29 protein-coding genes are annotated in these 22,937 nt (G+C 40.0%); 19 read left to right on the plus strand and 10 right to left on the minus strand.

All coding sequences use genetic code 11. The features are described from left to right. The first annotated feature begins 1 nt into the window (after position 1). Entirely contained in the window at positions 2 to 1,543 is a 1,542-nt protein-coding gene (locus tag M594_RS03780) for an ABC-F family ATP-binding cassette domain-containing protein (RefSeq protein WP_000025380.1), read from the plus strand. A gap of 52 nt (positions 1,544 to 1,595) precedes the next feature. Here M594_RS03780 and M594_RS03785 read toward each other — a convergent pair whose 3' ends face one another. From M594_RS03785 to M594_RS03800, 4 genes are all read right to left on the minus strand, one after another. After that, the gene (locus tag M594_RS03785) at positions 1,596 to 2,399 is read right to left on the minus strand and encodes a peptidylprolyl isomerase (protein WP_000717398.1); all 804 of its coding nucleotides are present in this window, start codon (positions 2,397 to 2,399) and stop codon (positions 1,596 to 1,598) included. A 304-nt stretch (positions 2,400 to 2,703) separates the two neighbouring features. Next, positions 2,704 to 2,928 carry a helix-turn-helix transcriptional regulator gene (locus tag M594_RS03790; RefSeq protein WP_001041099.1) on the minus strand — a complete coding sequence of 75 codons (225 nt, stop codon included), beginning with the start codon at positions 2,926 to 2,928 and terminating at the stop codon, positions 2,704 to 2,706. Between the two features lie 2 nt (positions 2,929 to 2,930). After that, the gene (locus M594_RS03795) at positions 2,931 to 3,491 is read right to left on the minus strand and encodes a DUF3796 domain-containing protein (protein WP_173876015.1); all 561 of its coding nucleotides are present in this window, start codon (positions 3,489 to 3,491) and stop codon (positions 2,931 to 2,933) included. A gap of 277 nt (positions 3,492 to 3,768) precedes the next feature. Further along, positions 3,769 to 3,912, minus strand: coding sequence for a hypothetical protein (locus M594_RS03800; RefSeq protein WP_001067872.1), 144 nt, complete (start codon positions 3,910 to 3,912; stop codon positions 3,769 to 3,771). Between the two features lie 175 nt (positions 3,913 to 4,087). Between M594_RS03800 and rpsP the strand changes: the two genes are divergently transcribed. The 7 genes from rpsP (at position 4,088) to M594_RS03835 (ending at position 7,788) form a co-directional block, all read left to right on the plus strand. Next, positions 4,088 to 4,360 (plus strand): 30S ribosomal protein S16, encoded by a 273-nt coding sequence (rpsP, locus tag M594_RS03805; protein WP_000268760.1) that lies wholly within the window; start codon positions 4,088 to 4,090, stop codon positions 4,358 to 4,360. Between the two features lie 19 nt (positions 4,361 to 4,379). Next, positions 4,380 to 4,619 carry an RNA-binding protein KphA gene (gene kphA, locus M594_RS03810; RefSeq protein WP_000379617.1) on the plus strand — a complete coding sequence of 80 codons (240 nt, stop codon included), beginning with the start codon at positions 4,380 to 4,382 and terminating at the stop codon, positions 4,617 to 4,619. A gap of 113 nt (positions 4,620 to 4,732) precedes the next feature. After that, positions 4,733 to 5,284, plus strand: a complete 552-nt coding sequence (locus M594_RS03815; protein WP_004239319.1) for a hypothetical protein — start codon at positions 4,733 to 4,735, stop codon at positions 5,282 to 5,284. Positions 5,285 to 5,391: 107 nt separating this feature from the next. After that, on the plus strand, positions 5,392 to 6,180 hold the full coding sequence (locus tag M594_RS03820; RefSeq protein ID WP_000821028.1) for an alpha/beta fold hydrolase: 789 nt from the start codon (positions 5,392 to 5,394) through the stop codon (positions 6,178 to 6,180). 30 nt (positions 6,181 to 6,210) lie between these two features. Continuing rightward, entirely contained in the window at positions 6,211 to 6,729 is a 519-nt protein-coding gene (gene rimM, locus M594_RS03825) for a ribosome maturation factor RimM (protein ID WP_057487241.1), read from the plus strand. Then, entirely contained in the window at positions 6,719 to 7,438 is a 720-nt protein-coding gene (gene trmD, locus M594_RS03830) for a tRNA (guanosine(37)-N1)-methyltransferase TrmD (protein WP_173876016.1), read from the plus strand. The genes rimM and trmD overlap by 11 nt, the downstream gene beginning before the upstream one ends. An 11-nt stretch (positions 7,439 to 7,449) precedes the next feature. Further along, positions 7,450 to 7,788, plus strand: coding sequence for an ATP cone domain-containing protein (locus M594_RS03835; RefSeq protein WP_001196040.1), 339 nt, complete (start codon positions 7,450 to 7,452; stop codon positions 7,786 to 7,788). 29 nt (positions 7,789 to 7,817) lie between these two features. On the opposite strand, the gene M594_RS03840 is transcribed toward M594_RS03835, so the two are convergent. Next, on the minus strand, positions 7,818 to 8,138 hold the full coding sequence (locus M594_RS03840) for a hypothetical protein (protein ID WP_042901198.1): 321 nt from the start codon (positions 8,136 to 8,138) through the stop codon (positions 7,818 to 7,820). Between the two features lie 98 nt (positions 8,139 to 8,236). Here M594_RS03840 and M594_RS03845 point away from each other — a divergent pair, with 98 nt between their 5' ends. Further along, entirely contained in the window at positions 8,237 to 8,452 is a 216-nt protein-coding gene (locus M594_RS03845) for a YdbC family protein (RefSeq protein ID WP_000807422.1), read from the plus strand. 53 nt (positions 8,453 to 8,505) lie between these two features. Here M594_RS03845 and M594_RS03850 read toward each other — a convergent pair whose 3' ends face one another. Both M594_RS03850 and gor read right to left on the minus strand, forming a co-directional pair. Further along, a complete protein-coding gene (locus M594_RS03850; protein ID WP_173876017.1) occupies positions 8,506 to 9,042 on the minus strand; it encodes a biotin transporter BioY in 537 nt (178 codons plus the stop codon). A 197-nt stretch (positions 9,043 to 9,239) separates the two neighbouring features. Continuing rightward, positions 9,240 to 10,586 (minus strand): glutathione-disulfide reductase, encoded by a 1,347-nt coding sequence (gene gor / locus M594_RS03855; RefSeq protein WP_173876018.1) that lies wholly within the window; start codon positions 10,584 to 10,586, stop codon positions 9,240 to 9,242. Between the two features lie 288 nt (positions 10,587 to 10,874). Between gor and M594_RS03860 the strand changes: the two genes are divergently transcribed. From M594_RS03860 to metG, 4 genes are all read left to right on the plus strand, one after another. Next, on the plus strand, positions 10,875 to 12,083 hold the full coding sequence (locus tag M594_RS03860) for an efflux RND transporter periplasmic adaptor subunit (protein ID WP_173876738.1): 1,209 nt from the start codon (positions 10,875 to 10,877) through the stop codon (positions 12,081 to 12,083). Beyond that, entirely contained in the window at positions 12,067 to 12,768 is a 702-nt protein-coding gene (locus tag M594_RS03865) for an ABC transporter ATP-binding protein (RefSeq protein ID WP_173876019.1), read from the plus strand. The genes M594_RS03860 and M594_RS03865 overlap by 17 nt, the downstream gene beginning before the upstream one ends. Position 12,769: 1 nt before the next feature. Further along, positions 12,770 to 14,029, plus strand: coding sequence for an ABC transporter permease (locus M594_RS03870; RefSeq protein WP_173876020.1), 1,260 nt, complete (start codon positions 12,770 to 12,772; stop codon positions 14,027 to 14,029). Between the two features lie 123 nt (positions 14,030 to 14,152). Continuing rightward, positions 14,153 to 16,150 carry a methionine--tRNA ligase gene (metG, locus tag M594_RS03875; protein ID WP_173876021.1) on the plus strand — a complete coding sequence of 666 codons (1,998 nt, stop codon included), beginning with the start codon at positions 14,153 to 14,155 and terminating at the stop codon, positions 16,148 to 16,150. 16 nt (positions 16,151 to 16,166) lie between these two features. On the opposite strand, the gene M594_RS03880 is transcribed toward metG, so the two are convergent. From M594_RS03880 to coaA, 3 genes are all read right to left on the minus strand, one after another. Continuing rightward, on the minus strand, positions 16,167 to 16,700 hold the full coding sequence (locus M594_RS03880) for a DNA topology modulation protein (RefSeq protein WP_173876022.1): 534 nt from the start codon (positions 16,698 to 16,700) through the stop codon (positions 16,167 to 16,169). Positions 16,701 to 16,752: 52 nt separating this feature from the next. Beyond that, complete coding sequence (gene rpsT, locus M594_RS03885) at positions 16,753 to 16,989, minus strand: 30S ribosomal protein S20 (RefSeq protein ID WP_001274000.1); 237 nt, start codon at positions 16,987 to 16,989, stop codon at positions 16,753 to 16,755. 67 nt (positions 16,990 to 17,056) lie between these two features. Continuing rightward, the gene (gene coaA, locus M594_RS03890; RefSeq protein ID WP_124787327.1) at positions 17,057 to 17,977 is read right to left on the minus strand and encodes a type I pantothenate kinase; all 921 of its coding nucleotides are present in this window, start codon (positions 17,975 to 17,977) and stop codon (positions 17,057 to 17,059) included. Between the two features lie 200 nt (positions 17,978 to 18,177). Between coaA and M594_RS03895 the strand changes: the two genes are divergently transcribed. The 6 genes from M594_RS03895 (at position 18,178) to M594_RS03920 (ending at position 22,858) form a co-directional block, all read left to right on the plus strand. Next, positions 18,178 to 18,582 carry a hypothetical protein gene (locus tag M594_RS03895; RefSeq protein ID WP_173876023.1) on the plus strand — a complete coding sequence of 135 codons (405 nt, stop codon included), beginning with the start codon at positions 18,178 to 18,180 and terminating at the stop codon, positions 18,580 to 18,582. Positions 18,583 to 18,793: 211 nt separating this feature from the next. After that, entirely contained in the window at positions 18,794 to 19,381 is a 588-nt protein-coding gene (locus tag M594_RS03900) for a class I SAM-dependent methyltransferase (protein WP_302478544.1), read from the plus strand. Next, positions 19,381 to 20,658, plus strand: coding sequence for a pyrimidine-nucleoside phosphorylase (locus M594_RS03905; protein WP_173876024.1), 1,278 nt, complete (start codon positions 19,381 to 19,383; stop codon positions 20,656 to 20,658). Before M594_RS03900 ends, M594_RS03905 begins: the two co-directional genes overlap by 1 nt. 19 nt (positions 20,659 to 20,677) lie before the next feature. Further along, positions 20,678 to 21,340 (plus strand): deoxyribose-phosphate aldolase, encoded by a 663-nt coding sequence (gene deoC / locus M594_RS03910; protein WP_173876025.1) that lies wholly within the window; start codon positions 20,678 to 20,680, stop codon positions 21,338 to 21,340. Continuing rightward, the gene (locus M594_RS03915) at positions 21,327 to 21,716 is read left to right on the plus strand and encodes a cytidine deaminase (RefSeq protein WP_173876026.1); all 390 of its coding nucleotides are present in this window, start codon (positions 21,327 to 21,329) and stop codon (positions 21,714 to 21,716) included. The genes deoC and M594_RS03915 overlap by 14 nt, the downstream gene beginning before the upstream one ends. Before the next feature lie 89 nt (positions 21,717 to 21,805). Beyond that, a complete protein-coding gene (locus M594_RS03920) occupies positions 21,806 to 22,858 on the plus strand; it encodes a BMP family lipoprotein (protein ID WP_049543026.1) in 1,053 nt (350 codons plus the stop codon). The last annotated feature ends 79 nt before the right edge of the window (positions 22,859 to 22,937 follow it).

Below are 22,937 nucleotides of genomic sequence, written 5' to 3' on the forward strand. Positions count from 1 at the left end.
AATGAGTATTTTAGAAGTTAAAAATCTGAGTCACGGTTTTGGTGACCGTGCAATTTTTGAAGATGTGTCCTTCCGTCTCCTCAAGGGAGAACATATCGGTCTGGTCGGTGCCAATGGTGAAGGAAAATCAACCTTTATGAGCATCGTGACTGGTAAGATGTTGCCAGATGAAGGGAAGGTTGAGTGGTCCAAATATGTGACCGCTGGTTACTTGGATCAGCACTCCGTCCTTGCTGAAGGGCAGTCGGTACGTGATGTTCTCCGTACAGCCTTTGATGAGCTTTTCAAAGCGGAAGCCCGTATCAATGACCTCTATATGGAAATGGCTGAAGACGGTGCGGATGTTGATGCTCTCATGGAAGAAGTTGGCGAACTGCAAGATCGTTTAGAGAGTCGTGATTTCTATACCTTGGATGCTAAGATTGACGAAGTAGCGCGTGCCCTTGGTGTCATGGACTTTGGCATGGATACAGATGTAACTTCTTTGTCAGGTGGGCAAAGAACCAAGGTGCTTTTGGCAAAACTCCTCCTTGAAAAGCCCGATATCTTGCTTTTGGACGAGCCAACCAACTACTTGGATGCTGAGCATATTGACTGGCTCAAGCGCTATCTCCAAAACTATGAGAATGCCTTTGTCCTTATTTCACACGATATTCCATTCTTGAACGATGTTATCAATATCGTCTATCATGTGGAAAATCAACAGCTGACGCGTTACTCTGGTGACTACTACCAGTTCCAAGAAGTCTATGCTATGAAGAAATCTCAGCTAGAGGCAGCCTACGAACGTCAGCAGAAAGAAATTGCGGACCTTAAGGACTTTGTTGCCCGAAACAAAGCGCGTGTTGCAACACGAAACATGGCCATGTCTCGTCAGAAGAAATTGGATAAGATGGATATTATCGAATTACAAAGTGAGAAACCAAAACCATCCTTTGATTTCAAATCAGCTCGTACGCCAGGGCGCTTTATCTTCCAAGCCAAGGATTTGCAAATTGGTTATGATCGTCCTCTGACCAAGCCTTTAAATCTTACCTTTGAACGTAATCAAAAGGTTGCTATTATCGGGGCAAATGGTATCGGGAAAACAACTCTCTTGAAGTCCCTATTGGGCATTATTCCACCAATCGCTGGAGAGGTTGAACGTGGAGACTACCTAGAACTTGGCTACTTTGAACAAGAAGTAGAAGGTGGCAATCGTCAAACACCACTAGAGGCTGTTTGGAATGCCTTTCCAGCTCTTAACCAAGCAGAAGTTCGTGCAGCCCTTGCCCGTTGTGGTTTGACAACTAAGCATATCGAAAGCCAAATTCAGGTCTTGTCAGGTGGGGAACAAGCCAAGGTTCGTTTCTGTCTCTTGATGAATCGTGAAAACAACGTTTTAGTGCTGGACGAGCCGACCAACCATTTGGATGTGGATGCCAAGGATGAACTCAAACGCGCTCTCAAAGAATACAAGGGATCTATCCTTATGGTCTGCCATGAACCAGACTTCTATGAAGGCTGGATGGACCAAATATGGGATTTTAATAATCTAACTTAAAAATGAGGACAAAAAAATACAGTACCGAATGTGGATACTGTATTTTTGGTTTTTAAGATTTAAAATCGTAGTCTTTCACCACTTCGATGCTGTCGATTGTGATAGCAGTAGTTGGCTTGTCTTTTTCATCTTTTTCGGCTTTGGCAATTTTATCTACAACATCCATACCGTCAATCACTTGACCAAATACGGGGTGTTTGCCATCTAGACTAGGGTTTCCCCCTTCTTTATAGGCTTCGATGATTTTCTTTGGATACTTGTTTGTAGGGAGTTTAGCAGAGGTATCTGTAGAGTTTTGGTTGATGAAGAATTGGCTACCGTTGGTGTTTGGTTGACCAGTATTAGCCATAGAAAGAGCACCACGGATGTTATAGAGATAAGGAGTAATCTCGTTCTTGAAACCAGTTCCCTTATCTTTTGTCTTATCCTTGTCATGCCAGATGGACTGACCACCTGTACCGTCTCCCTTTGGATCTCCAGTTTGAACCATGAAGCCATCGATGACACGGTGGAAGGTAATGCCGTTATAGTAGCCTTCTTTGGCATGAGTGAGGAAGTTTTCAACCGCTAAAGGAGCGAGTTTAGGGAAGAGTTTGATACGGATATCTCCTTGATTTGTGTGGAGAATCACTTCAGCTTCATCTTCAGCAACTTCTTTAGATAGTTGTGGGAAATTGGCGTTTTCGTTTGTTAAAGCATCGTTTAACTCCTTGGCAGATTGGGCAGCTGCTTTGGAACTTTCTTCAGCAGCAAGACTGGAATCAACATAGTCATCACCACGCAAACTACGTTGGATGTTGCTACATCCAGCTAGAGCTACAGTGGATAGTAAAAGAAGTGTTGCTATTTTTTTCATTCTATTCCTCTCAAAAATTCATTTCTACCATTGTACCCTAAAAGGAAGGGGATTTCAAATATTAGTGACAAGACAGTTTAAGAGGAAGCTAACCAGAAAGTCGCTTGCTTAGGGGCATCAATGCCATAAGTATACTCAAAGTATTTTGGAACCAGATCTTAAGAAAGCTCGTAAAGCATCACAATTAGTAAACGTTAATTCGAAAGAATTACTATATTTTAAAAGAGCACATTTTCAAAGGATTTTTTCTTTTGCCTTCAATTCCTAATTAATCAATGAATTTAATACTAGGTCTCGAAAAGAATTATGCTTCCTCTTTCTGTCTGAGTTCAAAGAGGTCTTCTACTTTCAGATTAAAAACTTGAGCAATTTTAAGAGCCATTTCTAGCGAAGGGTTGTAACGATTATTTTCCAAGTGCAGAATTGTCTCGCGTCGCATGCCGATGCGGTCGGCTAACTCCTGCTGGGTCATGCCTGTGGACTCACGAACAGATTTGAGATTAGTAATAATCTTGCTTTCTTTGGCCATGCTTATCCTCTACGTTCCAAGATAAAATAGACAACCGCAAAGATGCAAATCAAGACAGCTATGTTAATAAATATCTGTCCCATGTAAAGAGTGAGAGACCCCATATACCCAATGATAACTGCTAGGATCATCAGTGCGCCTAGTATAAAAACAAACATCAAGCTAGTTGCCTTGGCTAAATTAGCATAAAAGCGTTCGTCCGGAGTTTCCTTGACATTTTTTAAAGAGAAAAAACCAAATATAATCACTTCAATAACGAGGCTAATTCCCAAAATCCATTCTTTAATACCAGAACTTACGCTAGGGGTCGCAACCCAAATTCCTACTGTATAAAAAATGCTTGCTGCAAACACAAGTATCGTGTAAAGCTTAGCAGACAAGTCAAAAATAATCTTTCCCTTATCTTTCTGACTCTTATGTAGCCAGCTACAAATAGCTACAATTTGACCTGTCACTGAAATACCAGTAATAACTAACTTGGGTCCCCAACTAAGATTAGAACCAAATAAAACAGTAAAATCAATAAAGAGAGCTACGGCAATCACTGCAATGAGGCCACGCATTTTTTGATTTTTTTCATGATAGACTCCTTTTTTATTTTATAAATATATAACACTTAAATTTTATGTTATAAATATATCACATTTAAATTTAGAAAGCAAGAATTTATGTGCCAAGGTGGCAATTATTTGGAAAATCTAGATACTCTATGAATCTCTACTTTTTTCTTAGACTGTTATAAAGTCTGTCAGAATAAGCTTTGTAGGTGTAGAAGTTAGTTTTTACAGAACTAAATTATTCTCCTATTTAGAATCTATTAATTCATATTTTATAAATTAATTAGTAGATATCGTTCTTAAAATCCTTGATATTTCGTTTGGGAACGGGCTTAGGATTTAGGAGCCAAGTATTCAAATCTCGTTCAGGCGATATGAAGGGTTTGACTTGGTGGTCTTTATAAAATGTTTCTAAAAAAGGATTCATGACATTCTCTTTCTGATTTTTCTTTAAAAATATAACAAATTTCTAAAAGGTTTAAGAATTTTATAGTCTGTCAAGTTTTTTTCTTGACACCTGCCAGAAATCTGCTATAATAGAACATGTGCTAAATAGCTTAGCTATTTCACCGAAATAAAAAATAAGAAAAGAGACTTTAAAAATGGCAGTTAAAATCCGTTTGACTCGTATGGGTTCTAAGAAAAAACCTTTCTACCGTATCAACGTAGCAGATTCACGTTCACCACGTGACGGACGTTTCATCGAAACAGTTGGAACTTACAACCCACTTGTTGCTGAAAACCAAGTAACTTTGAAAGAAGACCGCGTTCTTGCATGGTTGGCTGATGGAGCTCAACCTTCAGATACAGTTCGCAACATCCTTTCAAAAGAAGGTGTATTGAAGAAATTCCACGATTCTAAATTCTCAAAATAAGTTTAAAGTAGGTTGACAGATGGATACGATTGAAAATCTCATTATTGCGATTGTGAAACCCTTGATTTCACAACCAGATGCCTTAACTATCAAGATTGAAGATACACCAGAGTTTTTGGAATATCATTTGGATCTTGATCAAAGCGATGTGGGTCGTGTAATCGGTCGTAAGGGTCGCACTATTTCTGCGATAAGAACGATTGTCTACTCTGTCCCAACTGAAGACAAAAAAGTAAGAATCGTTATTGACGAAAAATAAGAAGGGCGGGACGGATGTCTCGCTTTTTTTGTGTGGAGAAGTGTAAAATAGCATCCATCAAGTAACAGCATAATCGGGATTTGGAAGGATTTTTGAAGGGGGACTGGAAAAGAATGAACATTGATTGTATTTTAAACATAGATTGGGCAATGTACATTGATTGGTTATTGCGAATTTTACAGATTTCGACTTTTATAGGTGTAATTTTAAAAATTAGTTTTCAGAATAAGGCCTATATCAATAATATCGAAATTCAGGTAATTAAACCAATCGAATTTGATTCCTTACATACGAGATTTCATCATATATATGAGTTTAAACATGATGAAAATGATAAACATTATAACCATTTGATTTTTTATCCAAAGGAAGTTGATATTGAAATTATAGAATTTTATTCTTTAATCTATGATTCAAAAAGTAATCGTTTAGTTGATAATGATAAACTGCATACAGTTAAAAATTTAAAGAATTATACATGCTTATTGATTCATACAAATTTACCAGAGAATATGCCTAGTTTAAGAATGAAATGGAAAACAAGTCAGGGTGAAATTGGCGAGTATACATTTTATAGTAATATGTATAATGGGAATGTGAATATCTCATCTTTCAAATATAAATTAACATTAAAGAGGAAACTATTAGCACTTTTTGGACTATAGCGACCCCTCTATGTATCTTCCTCCAACTTGAGAAAATCCTTGGAACGTGTTAAAATAAAGGATAAGGATTTTTAATAATTCATTATATAGAACGAGTGGATTTCTTTATGAAGAGGATTGAAGTATCTACAGAAATTGGTAGTCTCTCTGTTACTTATCAAAAGCAAAAGAAAATGCTAGTTTGTTTAAGTGGCGCAGGTTTGCTACCAAGTTATGAAAATTTTTCACTTATACTTGAAAAACTTCCTCCTACAATTGGTTATTTGACTATTGATTTTCCGAACACAGGTAGGAGTCCGATGAATGACCAAGCTGGAAAAAATCTGGATAATCTTGCAGATGCAGTTTATGAAGTACTTGAAGAATTGGCGATTTCTGAATATATACTTTGTGTACATAGTTTGAGTGGAATTTTAGCTTGTAAATTGCTCAAGAAACCAATTAAGTGTCAGGCTTTAGTAGCAATTGAACCGACAACTAAAAACGTCATGTTTGCTGATTTTTCAGAAAATTCTTATCCAGAAATGGAAGAGCAGATGAGGCTGATTGACGAGTGTGGTCCTGAACTTTATTTTAAGAACTTAACTCAAGCAACATTTAGACCTGAAATTAATAAAGAAATCTGGGAAATAATGCAGGGAAAAGGCTCAGAGTTGGAAAATCAAGATCCAGGATTTCAAATATCTGGAGAGATTACTGAGGAAGATTTTGAGAATTTGTCGATAGAAACTTGTACCCCTGTATTTATTTTTTGTCAGCCTTATAGAGAAAAAGAGTACAGAGAATCAGAATATTGGACTTCCAATACTAAACTCATTTTAGGAGGGAATCACCATTATTTACAATGGTCAGAATCAGAAAAAATTGCGACTATTATTCGAGAATTGTTAGAATAAGATGGATAGAAATAAAGTACAGGAGACAAGATGAACTACTTTAATGTTGGGAAAATCGTCAATACGCAAGGATTGCAGGGTGAGATGCGAGTCTTGTCTGTGACGGATTTTGCAGAAGAACGGTTTAAAAAAGGTACTGAGCTGGCTTTGTTTGATGAAAAAGATCAGTTTGTTCAAACAGTGACCATCGCTAGCCACCGTAAACAGAAGAACTTTGACATTATTAAATTCAAAGATATGTACCATATCAACGCTATCGAAAAGTACAAGGGATACAGTCTCAAGGTTGCTGAGGAAGATTTAAACGATTTAGATGATGGTGAATTTTATTATCACGAGATTATCGGTTTGGAAGTCTATGAGGGTGATAATTTGATTGGAACCATCAAGGAAATCCTACAACCAGGTGCCAACGATGTCTGGGTAGTCAAGCGAAAAGGTAAACGTGACTTGCTCTTGCCTTATATCCCACCAGTAGTTCTCAATGTTGATATTCCAAATAACCGCGTCGATGTGGAAATCTTAGAAGGGTTAGACGATGAAGATTAATATTTTAACCCTTTTTCCAGAGATGTTTTCTCCGCTAGAGCACTCAATCGTTGGAAAGGCACGTGAAAAAGGGCTCTTGGATATCCAGTATCATAATTTTCGAGAATATGCTGAAAAGGCCCGCCATGTCGACGATGAGCCCTACGGAGGCGGTCAGGGGATGTTGCTCCGAGCGCAACCTATTTTCGATGCCTTTGATGCTATTGAAAAGAAAAATCCGCGCGTCATTCTCCTCGATCCTGCTGGAAAGCGGTTCGATCAGGCTTATGCTGAGGATTTGGCTCAAGAGGAAGAGCTAATCTTTATCTGTGGGCACTATGAGGGTTATGATGAGCGAATTAAGACCTTGGTGACAGATGAGATCTCCCTGGGCGACTATGTCTTGACTGGTGGAGAGTTGGCGGCTATGACCATGATTGATGCTACGGTACGCCTGATTCCAGAAGTGATTGGCAAAGAGTCTAGCCACCAAGATGATAGTTTTTCTTCAGGCCTTCTTGAATACCCTCAGTACACACGTCCCTATGATTATCGAGGAATGGTCGTGCCAGATGTATTGATGAGCGGACACCATGAAAAGATTCGTCAGTGGCGATTGTATGAGAGTTTAAAGAAAACCTACGAACGCAGACCGGATTTGCTTGAACATTATCAACTGACAGCAGAAGAAGAAAAAATGCTGGCAGAAATTAAAGAAAACAAAGAATAAAGGAGATACCTATGCAAGTAATCAAACGTGATGGAGAAATTGCTGAATTTAATCCAGATAAGATTTACCAAGCTATCTTAAAAGCAGCCCAGACTGTCTATGTATTAACAGATGATTTGCGTCAAAACCTTGCACAAGTCACTAAGAAAGTGGTTTTGGATTTGGAAGAGGCCAAGGTGGAACGTGCTACCATCAGCATGATTCAGTCTATGGTTGAACATCGTCTACTGGGTGCAGGTTACATTACCATTGCAGAACACTACATTTCCTATCGTCTACAACGTGACTTGGAAAGAAGTGGTTATGGAGACCATATCGCTGTTCATTTACATTTTGAACAAATTCGCTAAGAAAAAGAGTGGGATGAAGCAACTACATCTCACTCTTTCTTAAATCTATTTTTTTGAGCTGTTTGGACAGTTGAAGGGACAAATCGCAGGCGTTGAATATCGCTTATGCGGATAATACGGCTTACATTTTTAGCAAAATTTTTCACTATAATTTGCTGGCGTTGCTGATCGTATTTGATGATGTCACCTGTAAAACTTGTCTCTGACAAGATAAGGTGAACAGCGGTTTGTTTCTGGATAGCCTCTTCAATAGTGGCTGTAAGGGAGTTGCTTTCAGTATGGTCAGGTTGATCATGTCCATTTAAAAAGTCATGTATTTTATCTAGAACTTGCTGGAATTTATGTCTCATAGTGGCCTCCCTTCTTTTATATCAATATTATATAAAATTTTCCTAAAATCTACAAGATTTTACGAATAAACTAATGAAAGCTAAAAAAGGAGAAGAAAATGGCAGAATTTACATTTGAAATCGAAGAGCACTTGTTGACTCTTTCTGAAAACGAAAAAGGTTGGACCAAGGAAATCAACCGTGTGAGCTTTAATGGTGCTCCTGCAAAGTTTGATATTCGTGCTTGGAGTCCAGATCATACTAAAATGGGCAAAGGGATTACTCTCTCCAATGAAGAATTTCAAACGATGGTGGATGCCTTTAAAGGCAATTAAGTTTTCAAAATGAAAGAAAAGGATATTGAGTCATGACAACTCGATATCCTTTTTTAGTTAGCAAAGTAAGCCTGATTTTTAAGGCGTTGAAGTAATGGACGGCTAATAAAACTAATAGCAATAATTTTACCAAGGTCTGGGATGATAAAGGGAAATACCCCCACAATAAGAGCTTTTTCAAATGCCATTCCAGCTAGGAAATGTAAGCTGAGAATCCCTCCGACAAAGACAAGGGCATCACCCAAGAGGTTTGCAAGAAAAATATTGACAATCCCACTCTTGCTGTTGGTTAGAGAGGAAGTAAGTCCAGAGTAAATGAGATAAAACCAAAGATAGCCTGCAGTGGGGCCAACTAAAGCCTGAAAACCAGCTCCACCTCCTGCAAAGACAGGAAGACCGATAGCACCTAGAAGAAGATAGAGTCCAACAGAAAGTACAGCCTCTCTCGGTCTGAAGACAGTAGCAATCAAGCCGATTGCAAAGTTTTGAAGAGTGAAGGGAACGGGTCCAATTGGAAGACTGATTTGTGCCAAAACAGCAATGAGAGCAGCCCCAATAGCAGGGATAGCATAAACGTGAGCTTTTTTCAAAATAGTTAACCTCTTTTCTGATGTATAGTAACTATTATACTCGTAGAGGAATTATTGTCAACCTATTTATAAACTCAAGGTAACAAAAACTGTAACGGCCGATTTTGCTCACTAGTTAAGTTGGATAATTGTTTTGTAGATTTGTAAGACATTAAAAAAAGAAGCAGACACATTTGTATCAGCTTCTTTTGTTTCGATTAACGCATGGTTACAAATTCTTCGGATGCAGTTGGGTGAATCGCCACAGTTGCGTCAAAGTCAGCCTTGGTTGCTCCCATTTTGATAGCAACAGCAAATCCTTGAATCATTTCATCAACGCCGTAGCCAATTCCATGAAGTCCGACAACTTTTTCTTCTGAACCAGCTGTGATCAATTTGAAACGGGATTCTTGTCTATTGCTAGTAACGGCAGAGTACATAGATGCAAAGCTTGATTTGTAAACCTTGATTTGGTCTTGACCATATTCTTTGATAGCTTGTTCTTCTGTCAAACCAACAGTTCCGATAGCAGGGTGTGAAAAGACGACAGTTGGAATAGTTGAGTAGTCCATTTTAGCAGTAGTTTTTCCGTTAAAGAGACGTTCAGATAGGGTACGCCCAGCCTTGATTGCAACTGGAGTCAGTTCTTTCTCTCCCGTTACATCACCTAGAGCGTAGATTTCCTCAACAACAGTATTTTGGTATTCATCCACTTGGATAAAGCCACGTTCGTTCAGAGTTACTCCAGCTTTTTCAAGTTGCAAGCCCTTAACGTTTGGACGGCGACCAGTAGCCCAGATAACTTGACTAGCTGTGTGACTAGTACCATCCTCGAAATGAATGGTAATGCCATCAGTAGTTTTTTCTAACTTGACAGGGACTTTGTGAGTATGAAGTGGCAAGTTTGTTCTTTCCATTTCCTTTACCAGACCTTCAACGATGTAAGAATCAAAACTACGTAAAGGACGATCACGACGAACAAAGAGGTCTGTCTTGACACCAAAGGTGTGGAGTACTCCAGCCAATTCAACGGCGATATAACCCGCGCCTAGAATAGCAACTGACTCTGGTAATCCTTCCCAAGCAAATACATCATCAGAAGAGCCACCTAGCTCAGCACCAGGAATATTTGGAATACTTGGATGGGCACCAGTAGCAATCACGATATGTTTAGCACGAATCAGTTCACCATTTACGCTGACAGTATGAGAATCTACAAATTCAGCATGGCCTTCAATCAAGTCTACTCCGTTGCGTTTAAAACTGCCATCATAAGAAGAACGAGCACGATCAATATAGGCTTCACGATTGCGACGTAGGGTAGCAAAGTCAAAGTTAAGATCAGTAGTCTTAAAGCCGTAGTCTTCTCCAAATTGATGGAAAGTCTCAGCGATTTGCGCCCCGTACCACATGATTTTTTTAGGAACACAACCGACGTTGACACAGGTTCCACCTAATTTCTTTTCCTCAATAACGGCCGCTTTGGCTCCGTGTTCACCAGCACGGTTCATGGTAGCAATTCCTCCGCTACCTCCACCGATAGCAATGATATCGTATTCTCTCATTGAAAACTCCTTTATACTCTGTGAAATAGTAGAGTGTCATTTTTTGATAGTCATATTCTATCTTTTTTTTGATTTGATTGCAAAAATCTGCTACGTTCAAAAAAATTAAAGAAAAGGCTTGCAAAAAGGAAAAATAAAGTGTATTATATAACTAGTACAATGACAAAAAATAAAATCCGAACAATAATTAAATCCTGAAATGTCATTATTTCGTTCTGAACTGTTATTGTTTTAAATTGATAATTTTTGTATAATATTGTTAAGAACTTTAAATCAAAAAGGAGTTTCATTATGAAGAAGAATGGTAAAGCTAAAAAGTGGCAATTGTATGCAGCAATCGGTGCTGCCAGTGTAGTTGTATTAGGTGCTGGGGGGATTTTGCTCTTTAGACAACCATCTCAGACCACGGTAAAAGATGAGCCTACTCATCTTGTTGTTGCCAAGGAAGGAAGCGTGGAGTCCTCTGTTTTATTGTCAGGGACAGTAACAGCAAAAAATGAACAATATGTTTATTTTGATGCTAGTAAGGGAGATTTAGATGAAATCCTTGTTTCTGTGGGTGATAAGGTCAGCGAAGGACAGGCTTTAGTCAAGTACAGTAGTTCAGAAGCCCAGGCGGCCTATGATTCAGCTAGCCGAGCAGTAGCTAAGGCAGATCGTCATATCAATGAACTCAATCAAGCACGAAATGAAGCTGCTTCAGCTCCGGCTCCACAGTTGCCAACGCCAGCAGGAGGCGAAGGAGCTGCAGGGCAAACTCCAGCTCCAGTCTCAGGAAATGCAGTGTCATCTATTGATGCACAACTAGGTGATGCTCGTGATGCTCGTGCAGATGCAGCAGCACAATTAAGCAAGGCTCAAAGTCAGTTGGATGCAATGACGGTTCTCAGTACCTTAGAGGGAACTGTGGTCGAAGTCAACCGTAATGTTTCTAAATCTCCAACTGGAGCTAGCCAGGTGGTAGTTCATGTCGTTAGCAATGAAAACTTGCAAGTTAAGGGGGAACTATCTGAATATAACCTTGCCAACCTCTCTGTAGGACAAGAAGTAACCTTTACTTCTAAAGTTTACCAAGATAAGAGCTGGACCGGTAAGATTAGCTACATTTCTGACTACCCTAAAAACAATGGTGAAGCAGCAAGTGCAGCTACTGCCGCAGCAGGTGGTAATTCTGGTTCTAAATATCCATATACCATCGATGTTACAAGTGAAATCGGTGACTTGAAACAAGGATTCTCAGTAAGTGTTGAGGTTAAGAATAAGAGTAAAGCTATTCTGGTTCCTTTAACAAGTGTTGTGACTGAAAATGATAAGAACTATGTCTGGGTACTTGACGAGCAGAAAAAGGCCAAGAAAGTGGAAGTTGGTTTGGGCAATGCTGATGCAGACAACCAAGAAATCACTTCAGGTCTGACAAATGGAGTCAAGGTCATCAGTAACCCAACGTCTTCTCTAGAGGAAGGAAAAGAGGTGAAGGCTGATGAAGCAACTAATTAGTCTAAAAAATATCTGCAGAAGCTACCGTAACGGTGACCAAGAACTGCAGGTTCTCAAAAATATCAACCTAGAAGTGAATGAGGGTGAATTTGTTGCCATCATGGGACCATCCGGTTCAGGTAAGTCAACCCTCATGAACACCATTGGGATGTTGGATACACCAACCAGTGGAGAGTATTATCTTGAAGGCCAAGAAGTGGCTGGACTTGGTGAAAAACAACTAGCCAAAGTTCGAAATCAAGAGATTGGATTTGTTTTTCAACAGTTCTTTCTCTTGTCTAAGCTTAATGCTCTTCAAAATGTAGAATTACCCTTAATTTACGCAGGAGTTTCGGCTTCAAAACGTCGCAAGTTAGCTGAGGAATATCTAGATAAGGTTGAATTGACTGAGCGTAGTCACCATTTACCTTCGGAATTATCTGGTGGTCAAAAGCAACGTGTCGCTATTGCGCGTGCCTTGGTAAACAATCCTTCTATTATCCTAGCGGACGAACCGACAGGAGCCTTGGATACCAAAACAGGTAATCAAATCATGCAACTATTGGTTGAACTAAATAAAGAAGGAACAACCATTATCATGGTAACGCATGAGCCTGAGATCGCTGCTTATGCCAAACGCCAGATTGTCATTCGAGATGGAGTTATTTCATCTGATAGTGCTCAGTTAGAAAAGGAGGAAAACTAAGATGCAGAATCTGAAATTTGCCTTTTCATCCATTATGGCCCACAAGATGCGTTCTTTCTTAACCATGATTGGGATTGTTATCGGTGTTTCCTCAGTTGTTGTGATTATGGCTCTAGGTGATTCCATGTCTCGTCAGGTCAATAAAACCATGACCAAGTCACAGAAGAATATTCATGTTTTTTTCTCGCCAATTAAAAGTAAAGATGGTTCTTTTACCCAAAAACAATCAGCTTTGACAGTTTCTGGGAAAGAAGAGGAAGTTTTTGTTGAACCACCAAAACCTCAAGAAGCTTGGGTCAAGGAAGCTGCTAATCTCAAGGGAGTGGATAGCTACTATTTAACCAACTCGACGAATGTTACCTTAACCTATAAGGATAAAAAGGTCGAACACGCTAACATGACAGGTGGAAATGTCACTTATATGGATGCGGTCGAAAATGAAATCATTGAAGGTCGTGGTCTTAGAGAGCAAGATTATAAAGATTTTGCAAGTGTGATTATCCTAGATGATGAACTAGCCAAGAGCCTTTTTGGTTCAGCAAAAGATGCACTCAATCAGATTGTTGAAGTAAATGAAATCAGCTACCGTGTTATTGGTGTCTATGAAAGTAAAGAAGCTAAGGCTGCAAAAACCTTTGGAGTCGGAGGACTACCAATTACGACTAATATTTCTCTTGCGGTCAATTTTAACACAGACGAGATTTCAAATATTGTCTTTCGTGTTAATGATACCAGCTTGAGCCAGACTTTGGGGCCAGAGTTGGCAAGAAGAATGACGGAGATTGCTGGTCTCCAACAAGGGGAGTATCAGGTAGCAGATGCAACAGAAGCCTTCAACGAAGTTCAACAAATGTTCGGCTTTATAACTACGATTATTAGTGCCATTGCGGGGATTTCCCTCTTTGTTGGTGGGACTGGTGTTATGAACATCATGCTGGTTTCGGTGACGGAGCGTACGCGTGAGATTGGTCTCCGTAAGGCTTTGGGTGCAACGCGTGCCAATATTTTAATTCAGTTTTTGATTGAATCCATGATTTTGACTTTGCTAGGCGGAGTTATTGGTCTAACCATTGCGACAGGCTTAACAGCTATAGCTGGTCTACTCTTGCAAGGATTGATAGCTGGTATAGAAGTAGGAGTGTCAATCCCGGTTGCCCTATTTAGTCTTGCAGTTTCGGCTAGCGTGGGTATGATTTTTGGTGTTTTGCCAGCCAACAAGGCATCGAAACTTGATCCAATTGAAGCTCTTCGTTATGAATAGAATCAACAAGATGGACACTCGTCTATCTTGTTTTTGTATGGATTTCTCTATCGAAAATCACTAAAAATATGGTATAATGAAGTGTTAGAAAAACAGGTTTCATTAGCCTGGAAAGGAAATATTATGTCTGAAAAGAATTTTTATATTACAACACCGATTTACTATCCATCTGGTAAACTTCATATCGGTTCTGCCTACACAACTATCGCATGTGATGTCTTAGCACGTTACAAACGCTTGATGGGCTACGATGTCTTTTATTTGACAGGTCTTGATGAGCACGGCCAAAAAATCCAGCAGAAAGCGGAAGAAGCTGGCATTACACCACAAGCCTATGTTGATGGAATGGCAGTTGGAGTTAAAGAACTCTGGCAATTACTCGATATCTCATACGATAAATTTATCCGTACAACGGATGATTACCATGAAAAAGTAGTGGCTCAAGTATTTGAGCGCTTGCTTGCTCAAGATGATATCTATTTGGGTGAATACTCTGGTTGGTATTCAGTCTCAGATGAGGAATTCTTTACAGAAAGCCAGCTTGCGGAAGTTTTCCGTGATGAAGCTGGAAATGTAACTGGTGGTATTGCTCCATCAGGACACGAGGTTGAATGGGTATCTGAAGAATCATATTTCCTTCGTCTTAGCAAGTACCAAGACCGTTTGGTCGAATTTTTCAAGTCCCATCCTGAATTTATCACTCCAGATGGCCGTCTGAATGAAATGCTTCGCAACTTCATTGAGCCAGGTTTAGAGGATTTGGCAGTTTCTCGTACAACCTTTACATGGGGTGTGCCAGTGCCATCTAATCCAAAACACGTTGTCTATGTTTGGATTGATGCCCTTCTTAACTATGCTACAGCTCTTGGCTACGGTCAAGATGAACATGGTAACTTTGACAAATTCTGGAATGGAACGGTCTTCCATATGGTTGGAAAAGACATCCTTCGTTTTCACTCAATCTACTGGCCAATCCTTCTTATGATGTTGGATATCAAATTGCCAGATCGTTTGATTGCCCATGGTTGGTTTGTCATGAAAGATGGCAAAATGTCTAAGTCTAAAGGGAATGTGGTCTATCCTGAAATGTTGGTAGAGCGCTATGGACTAGATCCGCTTCGTTACTACCTCATGCGTAGCCTTCCAGTTGGTTCAGACGGAACCTTTACTCCAGAAGACTACGTTGGCCGTATCAACTACGAATTGGCAAATGACCTTGGGAACCTCCTCAACCGTACGGTTTCTATGATTAATAAGTACTTTGGCGGGCAAGTCCCTGCCTATGTAGAGGGTGTAACAGAGTTTGACCATGCTCTTGCTGACGTTGCAGAACAATCAATCGCTGACTACCACACCTACATGGAAGCAGTTGACTACCCACGTGCTTTAGAAGCAGTCTGGACTCTGATCTCTCGTACTAACAAATACATCGACGAGACAGCTCCATGGGTCTTGGCTAAGGATGAAGCTCTTCGTGACCAATTGGCAAGTGTCATGAGTCATTTGGCAGCTAGCCTTCGTGTCGTTGCTCACTTGATTGAGCCGTTTATGATGGAAACCAGTCGTGCAGTCTTGAATCAACTTGGCTTGGAAGAAGTAGCAAGCCTTGAAAACTTGAGCTTGGCTGACTTCCCAGAAGATGTGACTGTAGTTGCCAAAGGAACACCAATCTTCCCACGTCTGGATATGGAAGAAGAAATCGCCTATATCAAGGAACAAATGGAAGGCAACAAACCAGCAGTCGAAAAAGAGTGGAACCCAGACGAAGTTGAACTCAAACTAAACAAGGAAGAAATCAAGTTTGAAGACTTTGACAAGGTCGAAATCCGTGTTGCAGAAGTCAAAGAAGTGTCTAAAGTAGAAGGTTCAGATAAGTTGCTTCAATTCCGCTTGGATGCTGGTGATGGTGAAGATCGTCAAATCCTCTCAGGAATTGCAAAATACTATCCAAACGAACAAGAATTGGTCGGCAAGAAAGTTCAAATCGTTGCTAACCTCAAACCTCGTAAAATGATGAAGAAATATGTCAGCCAAGGGATGATCCTATCAGCTGAACATGATGGAAAATTAACCCTTCTCACAGTTGATCCAGCTGTACCAAACGGAAGTGTAATTGGGTAAAAGTAAAAGACCAACGTTATCCACGTTGGTTTTTCTTGTTATGTGCGAGATTTTCTAAGAAGTGGTCTATCTCTTTTTGTGATCTGAGGATGACCACTTTATATGGATAGGTTTCTTGAACCCACTTGTAGCGTTCCTTAGCGGATTTGCTCCGTCCGTCCCAAAGAATCCATCGGATAAACTCCCAATTAAACTGTTCTTGACAACCAACTGCCATACTTTCTCTGACCTTGCCTCGGTATTTGAGGTATCGTTTAAAGGCTCGAAAGAGACAGGTCAATGGCGAAAAATTAAGAAAGATGATTTGGTCAGCATCCTGCATTCTTTCCTCATAGAAACACCAAGAATAATTTCCATCAATAACCCAAGCTTCATGCTTGGTGAGAAAATTTTTCATCTCATCCAACATCCATTCACGGTCACTGTCTTGCCAACCGGGTTGAAATTGGAGTGTGTCCATGTGAAGTTTTGGGATGGAGTAGCAGTGAGACAATTTTTCGGCTAGAGTTGACTTACCAGCACCAGAATATCCGATAATTGCGATTTTCATTTTCTACCTTTTCCTATTTGAGGACAAAAAAACAGCCTCTATGGACTGTTTCTTATTTAGCAAGTTTAGCTGAAAGACGAGCTTTGTCGCGGCTTGCTTTGTTTTTGTGAATCAAACCTTTAGTTTCTGCTTTATCGATAGCTGAGCTAGCAGCACGGAAAAGTTCTTCAGATGGGTTTGCTTCGAAAGCTTTGATAGCAGTACGCATAGCTGATTTTTGAGCTGAGTTCTTTTCGTTTTGTTTAACGTTCAATTCAGCGCGTTTGATAGCTGATTTAATGTTTGCCAATGTTCTTACCTCCATATTTACTAACTATACCATTATATCTGAAAACTGACGTTTTGACAAGGGAAAATTATTTTTTTAAGTAAATTTCATCGATTTCATGGTTCTTTGTTTTATGAAGAATCACTTCTGCACGATTTCTCGTTGGTTCAATATAATTTTGTAGATTTGTGAGATTGATACTGGTCCAGACCTGATGGGCAAAGGATTCCACTTCCCCAATCGGCATTTGAGTAAAACGATAATAGTAGCTATCAGGGTCGTTTTGGGCTAGGCTCAGCATTTTCAAGAAACGGTCCAGATACCAACTCTCGATGTCATCGACTGCAGCATCAACATAGATGGAAAAGTCAAAGAAGTCAGTAATGTAGAGACGCTCGTTTTGTGGATTTTGAAAGACATTTATTCCCTCAACAATGACAAAATCAGCAGCTTTGACGCTCTGCTTTTCCTCAGGTACGATGTCGTAGACTTCATGAGAATAGACAGGAATATCTACATCTTGTCCATTTTTGATGCGATCCAGGAAGTTGAGAAGAGCTTCCATATCATAGCTTTCAGGAAATCCCTTGCGATTTAAAATCCCTTGTTCAATCAAGGTCTGGTTGGGATAGAGAAAGCCGTCAGTTGTTACCAACTCAACCCTAGCATCTGTAAGTGTACGGGACAGTAGGATTTGAAGTAGGCGACTGGTTGTGGATTTTCCAACAGCAACACTCCCAGAAACCCCAATGATAAAAGGCTGGGATTTACTTTCACGTTGGAGGAAAATTCCTTTAGAAAAGGCCAAATCATCCTTGGTACGCTTGTAAATCTGGATGAGATGGGCTAGGGGGAGATAGACATCGGTAACATCCTGCAAACTAATCTGGTCATTAAAACTCTTGATGGACTCTAATTCCTCTTCTGTCAAAGGAGGTGTTGTCTTTCGATGTAACGATTGCCAAGTCTGGCGGCTGATTTTTTCAAAATGTAAAAATTCGTTGGTCATTTGTTTTCCCCTAGATATTTTGTTTATCATACCATAAAAAGCTAAAAAAATAAAGCGGTTTCTTGATGATAGTAAGCCAATATCGTATAATAGAGGTAGATAGAGGTTGACCAATTTATTGATGAAGTAGGAGATAGTTCCTACTGATTTATAAACTTATAAAGGGGGCTTTTTAGTTCACAACTTATAGGAGGTGTACTATGAAAATCTTAAAACGTTACATATTGGAACTCTGTTTTATTTTAAGTTTTGCACTACCTTTTTTAAAAGGAGCCAATGCGGATAATGGTAGACGCTTTGTGGAAATCTATTACGGTTTTACTTTTTTGATGGAACATGCTATTGTAACAGCTATCTTTATCTGTTCGCTCTTGATTGCTTTCTTCCTAAAAAAACGGTGGACGAAATGGCTTGCTGCTGGTAGTTATGTCTTCTTAGTTCTATGGATTGCTACAGAGGGTTATTTCTTCCGCATGTCGCTAGAAGATTTGATACGCCTTTGGACAAGTTTGAAAATTCTGACACAAACTTATCAGTTGGGCTTTTATCTAAACATCTTATTGGGAATCCTGTTGATAATTAAGTATCTGACGGTTAAGCAATAGTAAATGAAAATGCATCTGATTATAGATGACAAATTTATTGTTTTATCCTGACTATGATATTTATGGTTCTAAATGGTTTATCATTTATCTATAAGTGTTGAAAGAGATTGAAGAAAAGGTTTTACCTACTAGCTTTCTTCAGTCTTTTTTCGTTTTATTATCAATTTGTAAACGATTTACAATTTAAGTCAAATTATGGTAAAATAGTTTCATGAGTAAAATGTATTATGCAGAAAATCCTGACGCTGCTCACGACATTCATGAGTTGAGAGTGGACTTGTTGGGAGAAAAAATGACCTTTTTGACGGATGCGGGTGTTTTTAGCAAGAAAATGGTTGACTTTGGCAGTCAACTTTTGCTCAAGTGTCTTGAGGTCAATCAAGGAGAAACTGTCCTTGATGTAGGCTGTGGTTACGGGCCTTTGGGTTTGTCCTTAGCTAAGGCTTATGGAGTTCAGGCGACCATGGTCGATATCAATAATCGTGCCTTGGGTTTGGCGCGACAAAATGCTGAACGAAATAAAGTAGAAGCGACGATTTTCCAGTCCAACATCTATGAACAAGTTGAAGGGAAATTTGACCATGTCATTTCCAATCCTCCTATCCGTGCAGGCAAGAAAGTGGTTCATGAAATTATTGAGAAAAGTAAAGAATTCATAGAAATTGGTGGCGATTTAACAATCGTTATCCAGAAGAAACAAGGGGCTCCAAGTGCTAAGTCTAAGATGGAAGATGTGTTTGGCAATTGTGAAGTCGTTAAAAAAGATAAGGGATACTACATCCTTAGAAGTGTGAAATAATGAGAGCAGTTGATTTAATCCAAAAGAAACGAGACGGTCAAGAACTGACTTCGAGTGAAATTGAATGGCTGGTAGAAGGCTATGTGTCAGGAACTGTTCCTGATTATCAGATGTCTGCCTTTGCTATGGCTGTTTATTTCAAAGGAATGACGACTCGAGAAATCTCTGATCTAACTATGAAGATGGTCAAGACAGGGCAAGAGTTTGATTTATCCGCTATTGATGGGATTAAGGTTGACAAGCATTCTACGGGTGGTGTTGGTGATAAGGTGACCTTGATTTTGGCTCCTCTTGTTGCTAGCTTCGGTGTGCCTGTGGCAAAAATGAGTGGTCGTGGTCTCGGCCATACTGGCGGTACAATCGATAAATTGGAGTCCATTAAGGGCTATCAAGTGGAACGAAGCCAAGAGGATTTTATTCGTCAGGTGCAGGATATTGGTGTATCTGTTATTGGGCAATCAGACCAGTTGGTCAAAGCAGATAAGCTTCTCTACGCTCTCCGTGATGTGACCGCAACTGTTGACACGATTCCTTTGATTGCTAGTTCGGTGATGAGCAAGAAAATTGCGGCAGGAGCGGATGCTATTTTGCTAGACGTAACTGTTGGTGAGGGTGCCTTCATGAAGACGGTTGATGAGGCGCGTGAATTGGCTCAAACCATGGTGGAACTTGGTAAGGCAGTTGGACGGAAGACGGTAGCAGTGATTACGGACATGAGTCAACCTTTGGGACGAGCGATTGGAAATCGCCTTGAAATTCTTGAGGCATTGGAGATTTTACAAGGTCAAGGTCGTCAGGATATTACCCACTTCATCTGTGAATTGGCTCAAATTATGCTTGACTTGGCAAATGTAAACAAGACAGTTGAAGAAGTTCGCCAACATCTTGAGAATGGTCAAGCACTGGCTAAGTTTGAGGAGATGGTCCAAGCCCAAGGTGGAGACTTGGAAGACCTCTATCGTCCTGTAAATGTTACCTATGTGGTGGAAATACCTGCTCAGGAAACGGGTGTCATTTCAGCTCTTCCAGCTATGGAATTTGGGCTTTATGCTATGAGACTGGGGGCAGGGCGTGCAGTTAAGTCTGATGCCTTGGACTATGAAACAGGAATTGTTTTTGAAAAGAAAGTTGGAGATTCCGTTCAACAGGGAGAAATTGTTGCAAAAGTATACACAAATGGAAAAAATTCTCCTCAGCTAGTTACAGATTTTCAAAAATATGTTAAAATAAATGATAGGGTGCAAAGTTTACGAGAAATTATAGAAATTATCTCATAAACCGCAGGAGAATCCGAATATGAAATTAAATAAATATATCGATCATACGCTTTTAAAACAAGATGCAACAGAAAATCAAATTGATTGTTTGTTGTCTGAGGCTAGAGAGTATGATTTTGCCAGTGTTTGCGTTAATCCGACCTGGGTTAAATATGCTAAAAAAGGGCTTGAAGGCTCAGATGTCAAGGTCTGCACAGTAGTAGGTTTCCCTTTAGGAGCAACAACTTCAGCTGTGAAAGCATTTGAAACCAAAGAAGCTATCCAAAATGGTGCAGATGAGATTGATATGGTGATCAATGTTGGAGCTCTCAAATCAGGTAATCTTGATTTGGTTGAGTCGGATATTCGCGCAGTAGTGGAAGTAAGTGGTGACAAGTTAGTGAAAGTCATTATTGAAGCTTGCCTTCTGACTGACCAAGAAAAAGTTTTGGCTTGCCAATTGGCCCAAAAAGCTGGAGCTGATTTTGTTAAAACATCTACTGGCTTTTCAACTGGTGGTGCGACGGTGGCAGATGTTAGATTAATGCGTGAAACAGTTGGACCTGATATGGGAGTCAAGGCTGCTGGCGGAGCTCGTTCTTATGCAGATGCTCTTGCCTTTGTGGAAGCAGGTGCGACCCGTATCGGAACTTCAGCTGGGGTAGCCATTTTAAAAGGAGAATTGGCAGATGGCGACTACTGAGTTGATTGAACTAGCAATTGAAACCAGCAAGAAAGCCTATGTGCCCTATTCTCACTTTCCTGTCAGTGCTGTTCTAGTCGCAAAAGATGGTAGTATTTATACAGGTGTCAATATTGAGAATGCTAGTTATTCTTTGACCAACTGTGGAGAACGTACAGCGATTTTTAAAGCAGTTTCCGAAGGGCAAAGAGAATTTTCAGAGCTGATTGTTTATGGTCAAACTGAAAAACCGATTTCACCATGTGGTGCTTGTCGCCAAGTAATGGTCGAATTTTTTGAACAAGATCTAAAAGTGACCTTAGTCGCAAAAGATAAATCGACGGTCGAGATGACGGTCGGGGAGTTACTTCCATACTCTTTTACAGACTTAAATTAGTCTGAGTCGCTCTCTGAGTGGCACGGTCCTTGTGGCCAACCAATCCATACTTGCAACATCGTTGCACATCTTATTTAGGAGGTTCAGTAATGAACAAGAAACAATGGCTAGGTCTTGGCCTAGTAGCAGTGGCAGCAGTTGGACTTGCTGCATGTGGTAACCGCTCTTCTCGTAAGGCAGATTCATCTTCTGATGTGAAGACAAAAGCAGCAATCGTCACTGATACTGGTGGTGTTGATGACAAATCATTCAACCAATCAGCTTGGGAAGGTTTGCAGGCTTGGGGTAAAGAACACAATCTTTCAAAAGATAACGGTTTCACTTACTTCCAATCAACAAGTGAAGCTGACTACGCTAACAACTTGCAACAAGCGGCTGGAAGTTACAACCTAATCTTTGGTGTTGGTTTTGCCCTTCACAATGCAGTTAAAGATGCAGCAGCAGAGCACACTGATTTGAACTATGTCTTGATTGATGATGTGATTAAAGATCAAAAGAATGTTGCGAGCGTAACTTTCGCTGATAATGAGTCAGGTTACCTTGCAGGTGTAGCTGCAGCAAAAACAACTAAGACAAAACAAGTTGGTTTTGTAGGTGGGCAGGAGTCAGAAGTTATCTCTCGTTTTGAAGCAGGATTCAAGGCTGGTGTTGCGTCAGTAGACCCATCTATCAAAGTCCAAGTTGACTACGCTGGTTCATTTGGTGATGCTGCTAAAGGTAAAACAATTGCAGCTGCACAATACGCAGCCGGTGCAGATATTGTTTACCAAGTAGCTGGTGGTACAGGTGCTGGTGTCTTTGCAGAAGCAAAATCACTCAACGAAAGCCGTCCTGAAAATGAAAAAGTTTGGGTTATCGGTGTTGACCGTGACCAAGAAGCAGAAGGTAAATACACTTCTAAAGATGGCAAAGAATCAAACTTTGTTCTTGCATCTACTTTGAAACAAGTTGGTACAACTGTAAAAGATATTTCTAACAAGGCAGAAAAAGGTGAATTCCCTGGCGGTCAAGTGATTGTTTACTCATTGAAAGATAAAGGGGTTGACTTGGTAACAACTAACCTTTCTGAAGAAGGTAAAAAAGCCGTTGAAGATGCAAAAGCTAAAATCCTTGATGGAAGCGTAAAAGTTCCTGCAAAATAATGGATGGAAGTTATTTCTTAGGAAGCGGCCATCGGCCGCTTTTTAAGAGTTGAGACAAAGTCATTTTGTCTCAGTAAAG

Origin of the sequence: Streptococcus mitis (genome assembly GCF_013305725.1) — a bacterium.
In the GTDB taxonomy this organism is placed as follows: Bacteria; Bacillota; Bacilli; order Lactobacillales; family Streptococcaceae; genus Streptococcus; species Streptococcus mitis_BO.

What these genes read in the sequence shown, in the direction of transcription:
- M594_RS03780 (WP_000025380.1), top strand. Translation starts at nt 2, where the DNA reads ATGAGTATTTTAGAAGTTAAAAATCTGAGTCACGGTTTTGGTGACCGT.
- M594_RS03785 (WP_000717398.1), bottom strand. Translation starts at nt 2,399, where the DNA reads ATGAAAAAAATAGCAACACTTCTTTTACTATCCACTGTAGCTCTAGCT.
- M594_RS03790 (WP_001041099.1), bottom strand. Translation starts at nt 2,928, where the DNA reads ATGGCCAAAGAAAGCAAGATTATTACTAATCTCAAATCTGTTCGTGAG.
- M594_RS03795 (WP_173876015.1), bottom strand. Translation starts at nt 3,491, where the DNA reads ATGCGTGGCCTCATTGCAGTGATTGCCGTAGCTCTCTTTATTGATTTT.
- M594_RS03800 (WP_001067872.1), bottom strand. Translation starts at nt 3,912, where the DNA reads ATGAATCCTTTTTTAGAAACATTTTATAAAGACCACCAAGTCAAACCC.
- rpsP (WP_000268760.1), top strand. Translation starts at nt 4,088, where the DNA reads ATGGCAGTTAAAATCCGTTTGACTCGTATGGGTTCTAAGAAAAAACCT.
- kphA (WP_000379617.1), top strand. Translation starts at nt 4,380, where the DNA reads ATGGATACGATTGAAAATCTCATTATTGCGATTGTGAAACCCTTGATT.
- M594_RS03815 (WP_004239319.1), top strand. Translation starts at nt 4,733, where the DNA reads ATGAACATTGATTGTATTTTAAACATAGATTGGGCAATGTACATTGAT.
- M594_RS03820 (WP_000821028.1), top strand. Translation starts at nt 5,392, where the DNA reads ATGAAGAGGATTGAAGTATCTACAGAAATTGGTAGTCTCTCTGTTACT.
- rimM (WP_057487241.1), top strand. Translation starts at nt 6,211, where the DNA reads ATGAACTACTTTAATGTTGGGAAAATCGTCAATACGCAAGGATTGCAG.
- trmD (WP_173876016.1), top strand. Translation starts at nt 6,719, where the DNA reads ATGAAGATTAATATTTTAACCCTTTTTCCAGAGATGTTTTCTCCGCTA.
- M594_RS03835 (WP_001196040.1), top strand. Translation starts at nt 7,450, where the DNA reads ATGCAAGTAATCAAACGTGATGGAGAAATTGCTGAATTTAATCCAGAT.
- M594_RS03840 (WP_042901198.1), bottom strand. Translation starts at nt 8,138, where the DNA reads ATGAGACATAAATTCCAGCAAGTTCTAGATAAAATACATGACTTTTTA.
- M594_RS03845 (WP_000807422.1), top strand. Translation starts at nt 8,237, where the DNA reads ATGGCAGAATTTACATTTGAAATCGAAGAGCACTTGTTGACTCTTTCT.
- gor (WP_173876018.1), bottom strand. Translation starts at nt 10,586, where the DNA reads ATGAGAGAATACGATATCATTGCTATCGGTGGAGGTAGCGGAGGAATT.
- M594_RS03865 (WP_173876019.1), top strand. Translation starts at nt 12,067, where the DNA reads ATGAAGCAACTAATTAGTCTAAAAAATATCTGCAGAAGCTACCGTAAC.
- M594_RS03870 (WP_173876020.1), top strand. Translation starts at nt 12,770, where the DNA reads ATGCAGAATCTGAAATTTGCCTTTTCATCCATTATGGCCCACAAGATG.
- metG (WP_173876021.1), top strand. Translation starts at nt 14,153, where the DNA reads ATGTCTGAAAAGAATTTTTATATTACAACACCGATTTACTATCCATCT.
- M594_RS03880 (WP_173876022.1), bottom strand. Translation starts at nt 16,700, where the DNA reads ATGAAAATCGCAATTATCGGATATTCTGGTGCTGGTAAGTCAACTCTA.
- coaA (WP_124787327.1), bottom strand. Translation starts at nt 17,977, where the DNA reads ATGACCAACGAATTTTTACATTTTGAAAAAATCAGCCGCCAGACTTGG.
- M594_RS03895 (WP_173876023.1), top strand. Translation starts at nt 18,178, where the DNA reads ATGAAAATCTTAAAACGTTACATATTGGAACTCTGTTTTATTTTAAGT.
- M594_RS03900 (WP_302478544.1), top strand. Translation starts at nt 18,794, where the DNA reads ATGAGTAAAATGTATTATGCAGAAAATCCTGACGCTGCTCACGACATT.
- M594_RS03905 (WP_173876024.1), top strand. Translation starts at nt 19,381, where the DNA reads ATGAGAGCAGTTGATTTAATCCAAAAGAAACGAGACGGTCAAGAACTG.
- deoC (WP_173876025.1), top strand. Translation starts at nt 20,678, where the DNA reads ATGAAATTAAATAAATATATCGATCATACGCTTTTAAAACAAGATGCA.
- M594_RS03915 (WP_173876026.1), top strand. Translation starts at nt 21,327, where the DNA reads ATGGCGACTACTGAGTTGATTGAACTAGCAATTGAAACCAGCAAGAAA.
- M594_RS03920 (WP_049543026.1), top strand. Translation starts at nt 21,806, where the DNA reads ATGAACAAGAAACAATGGCTAGGTCTTGGCCTAGTAGCAGTGGCAGCA.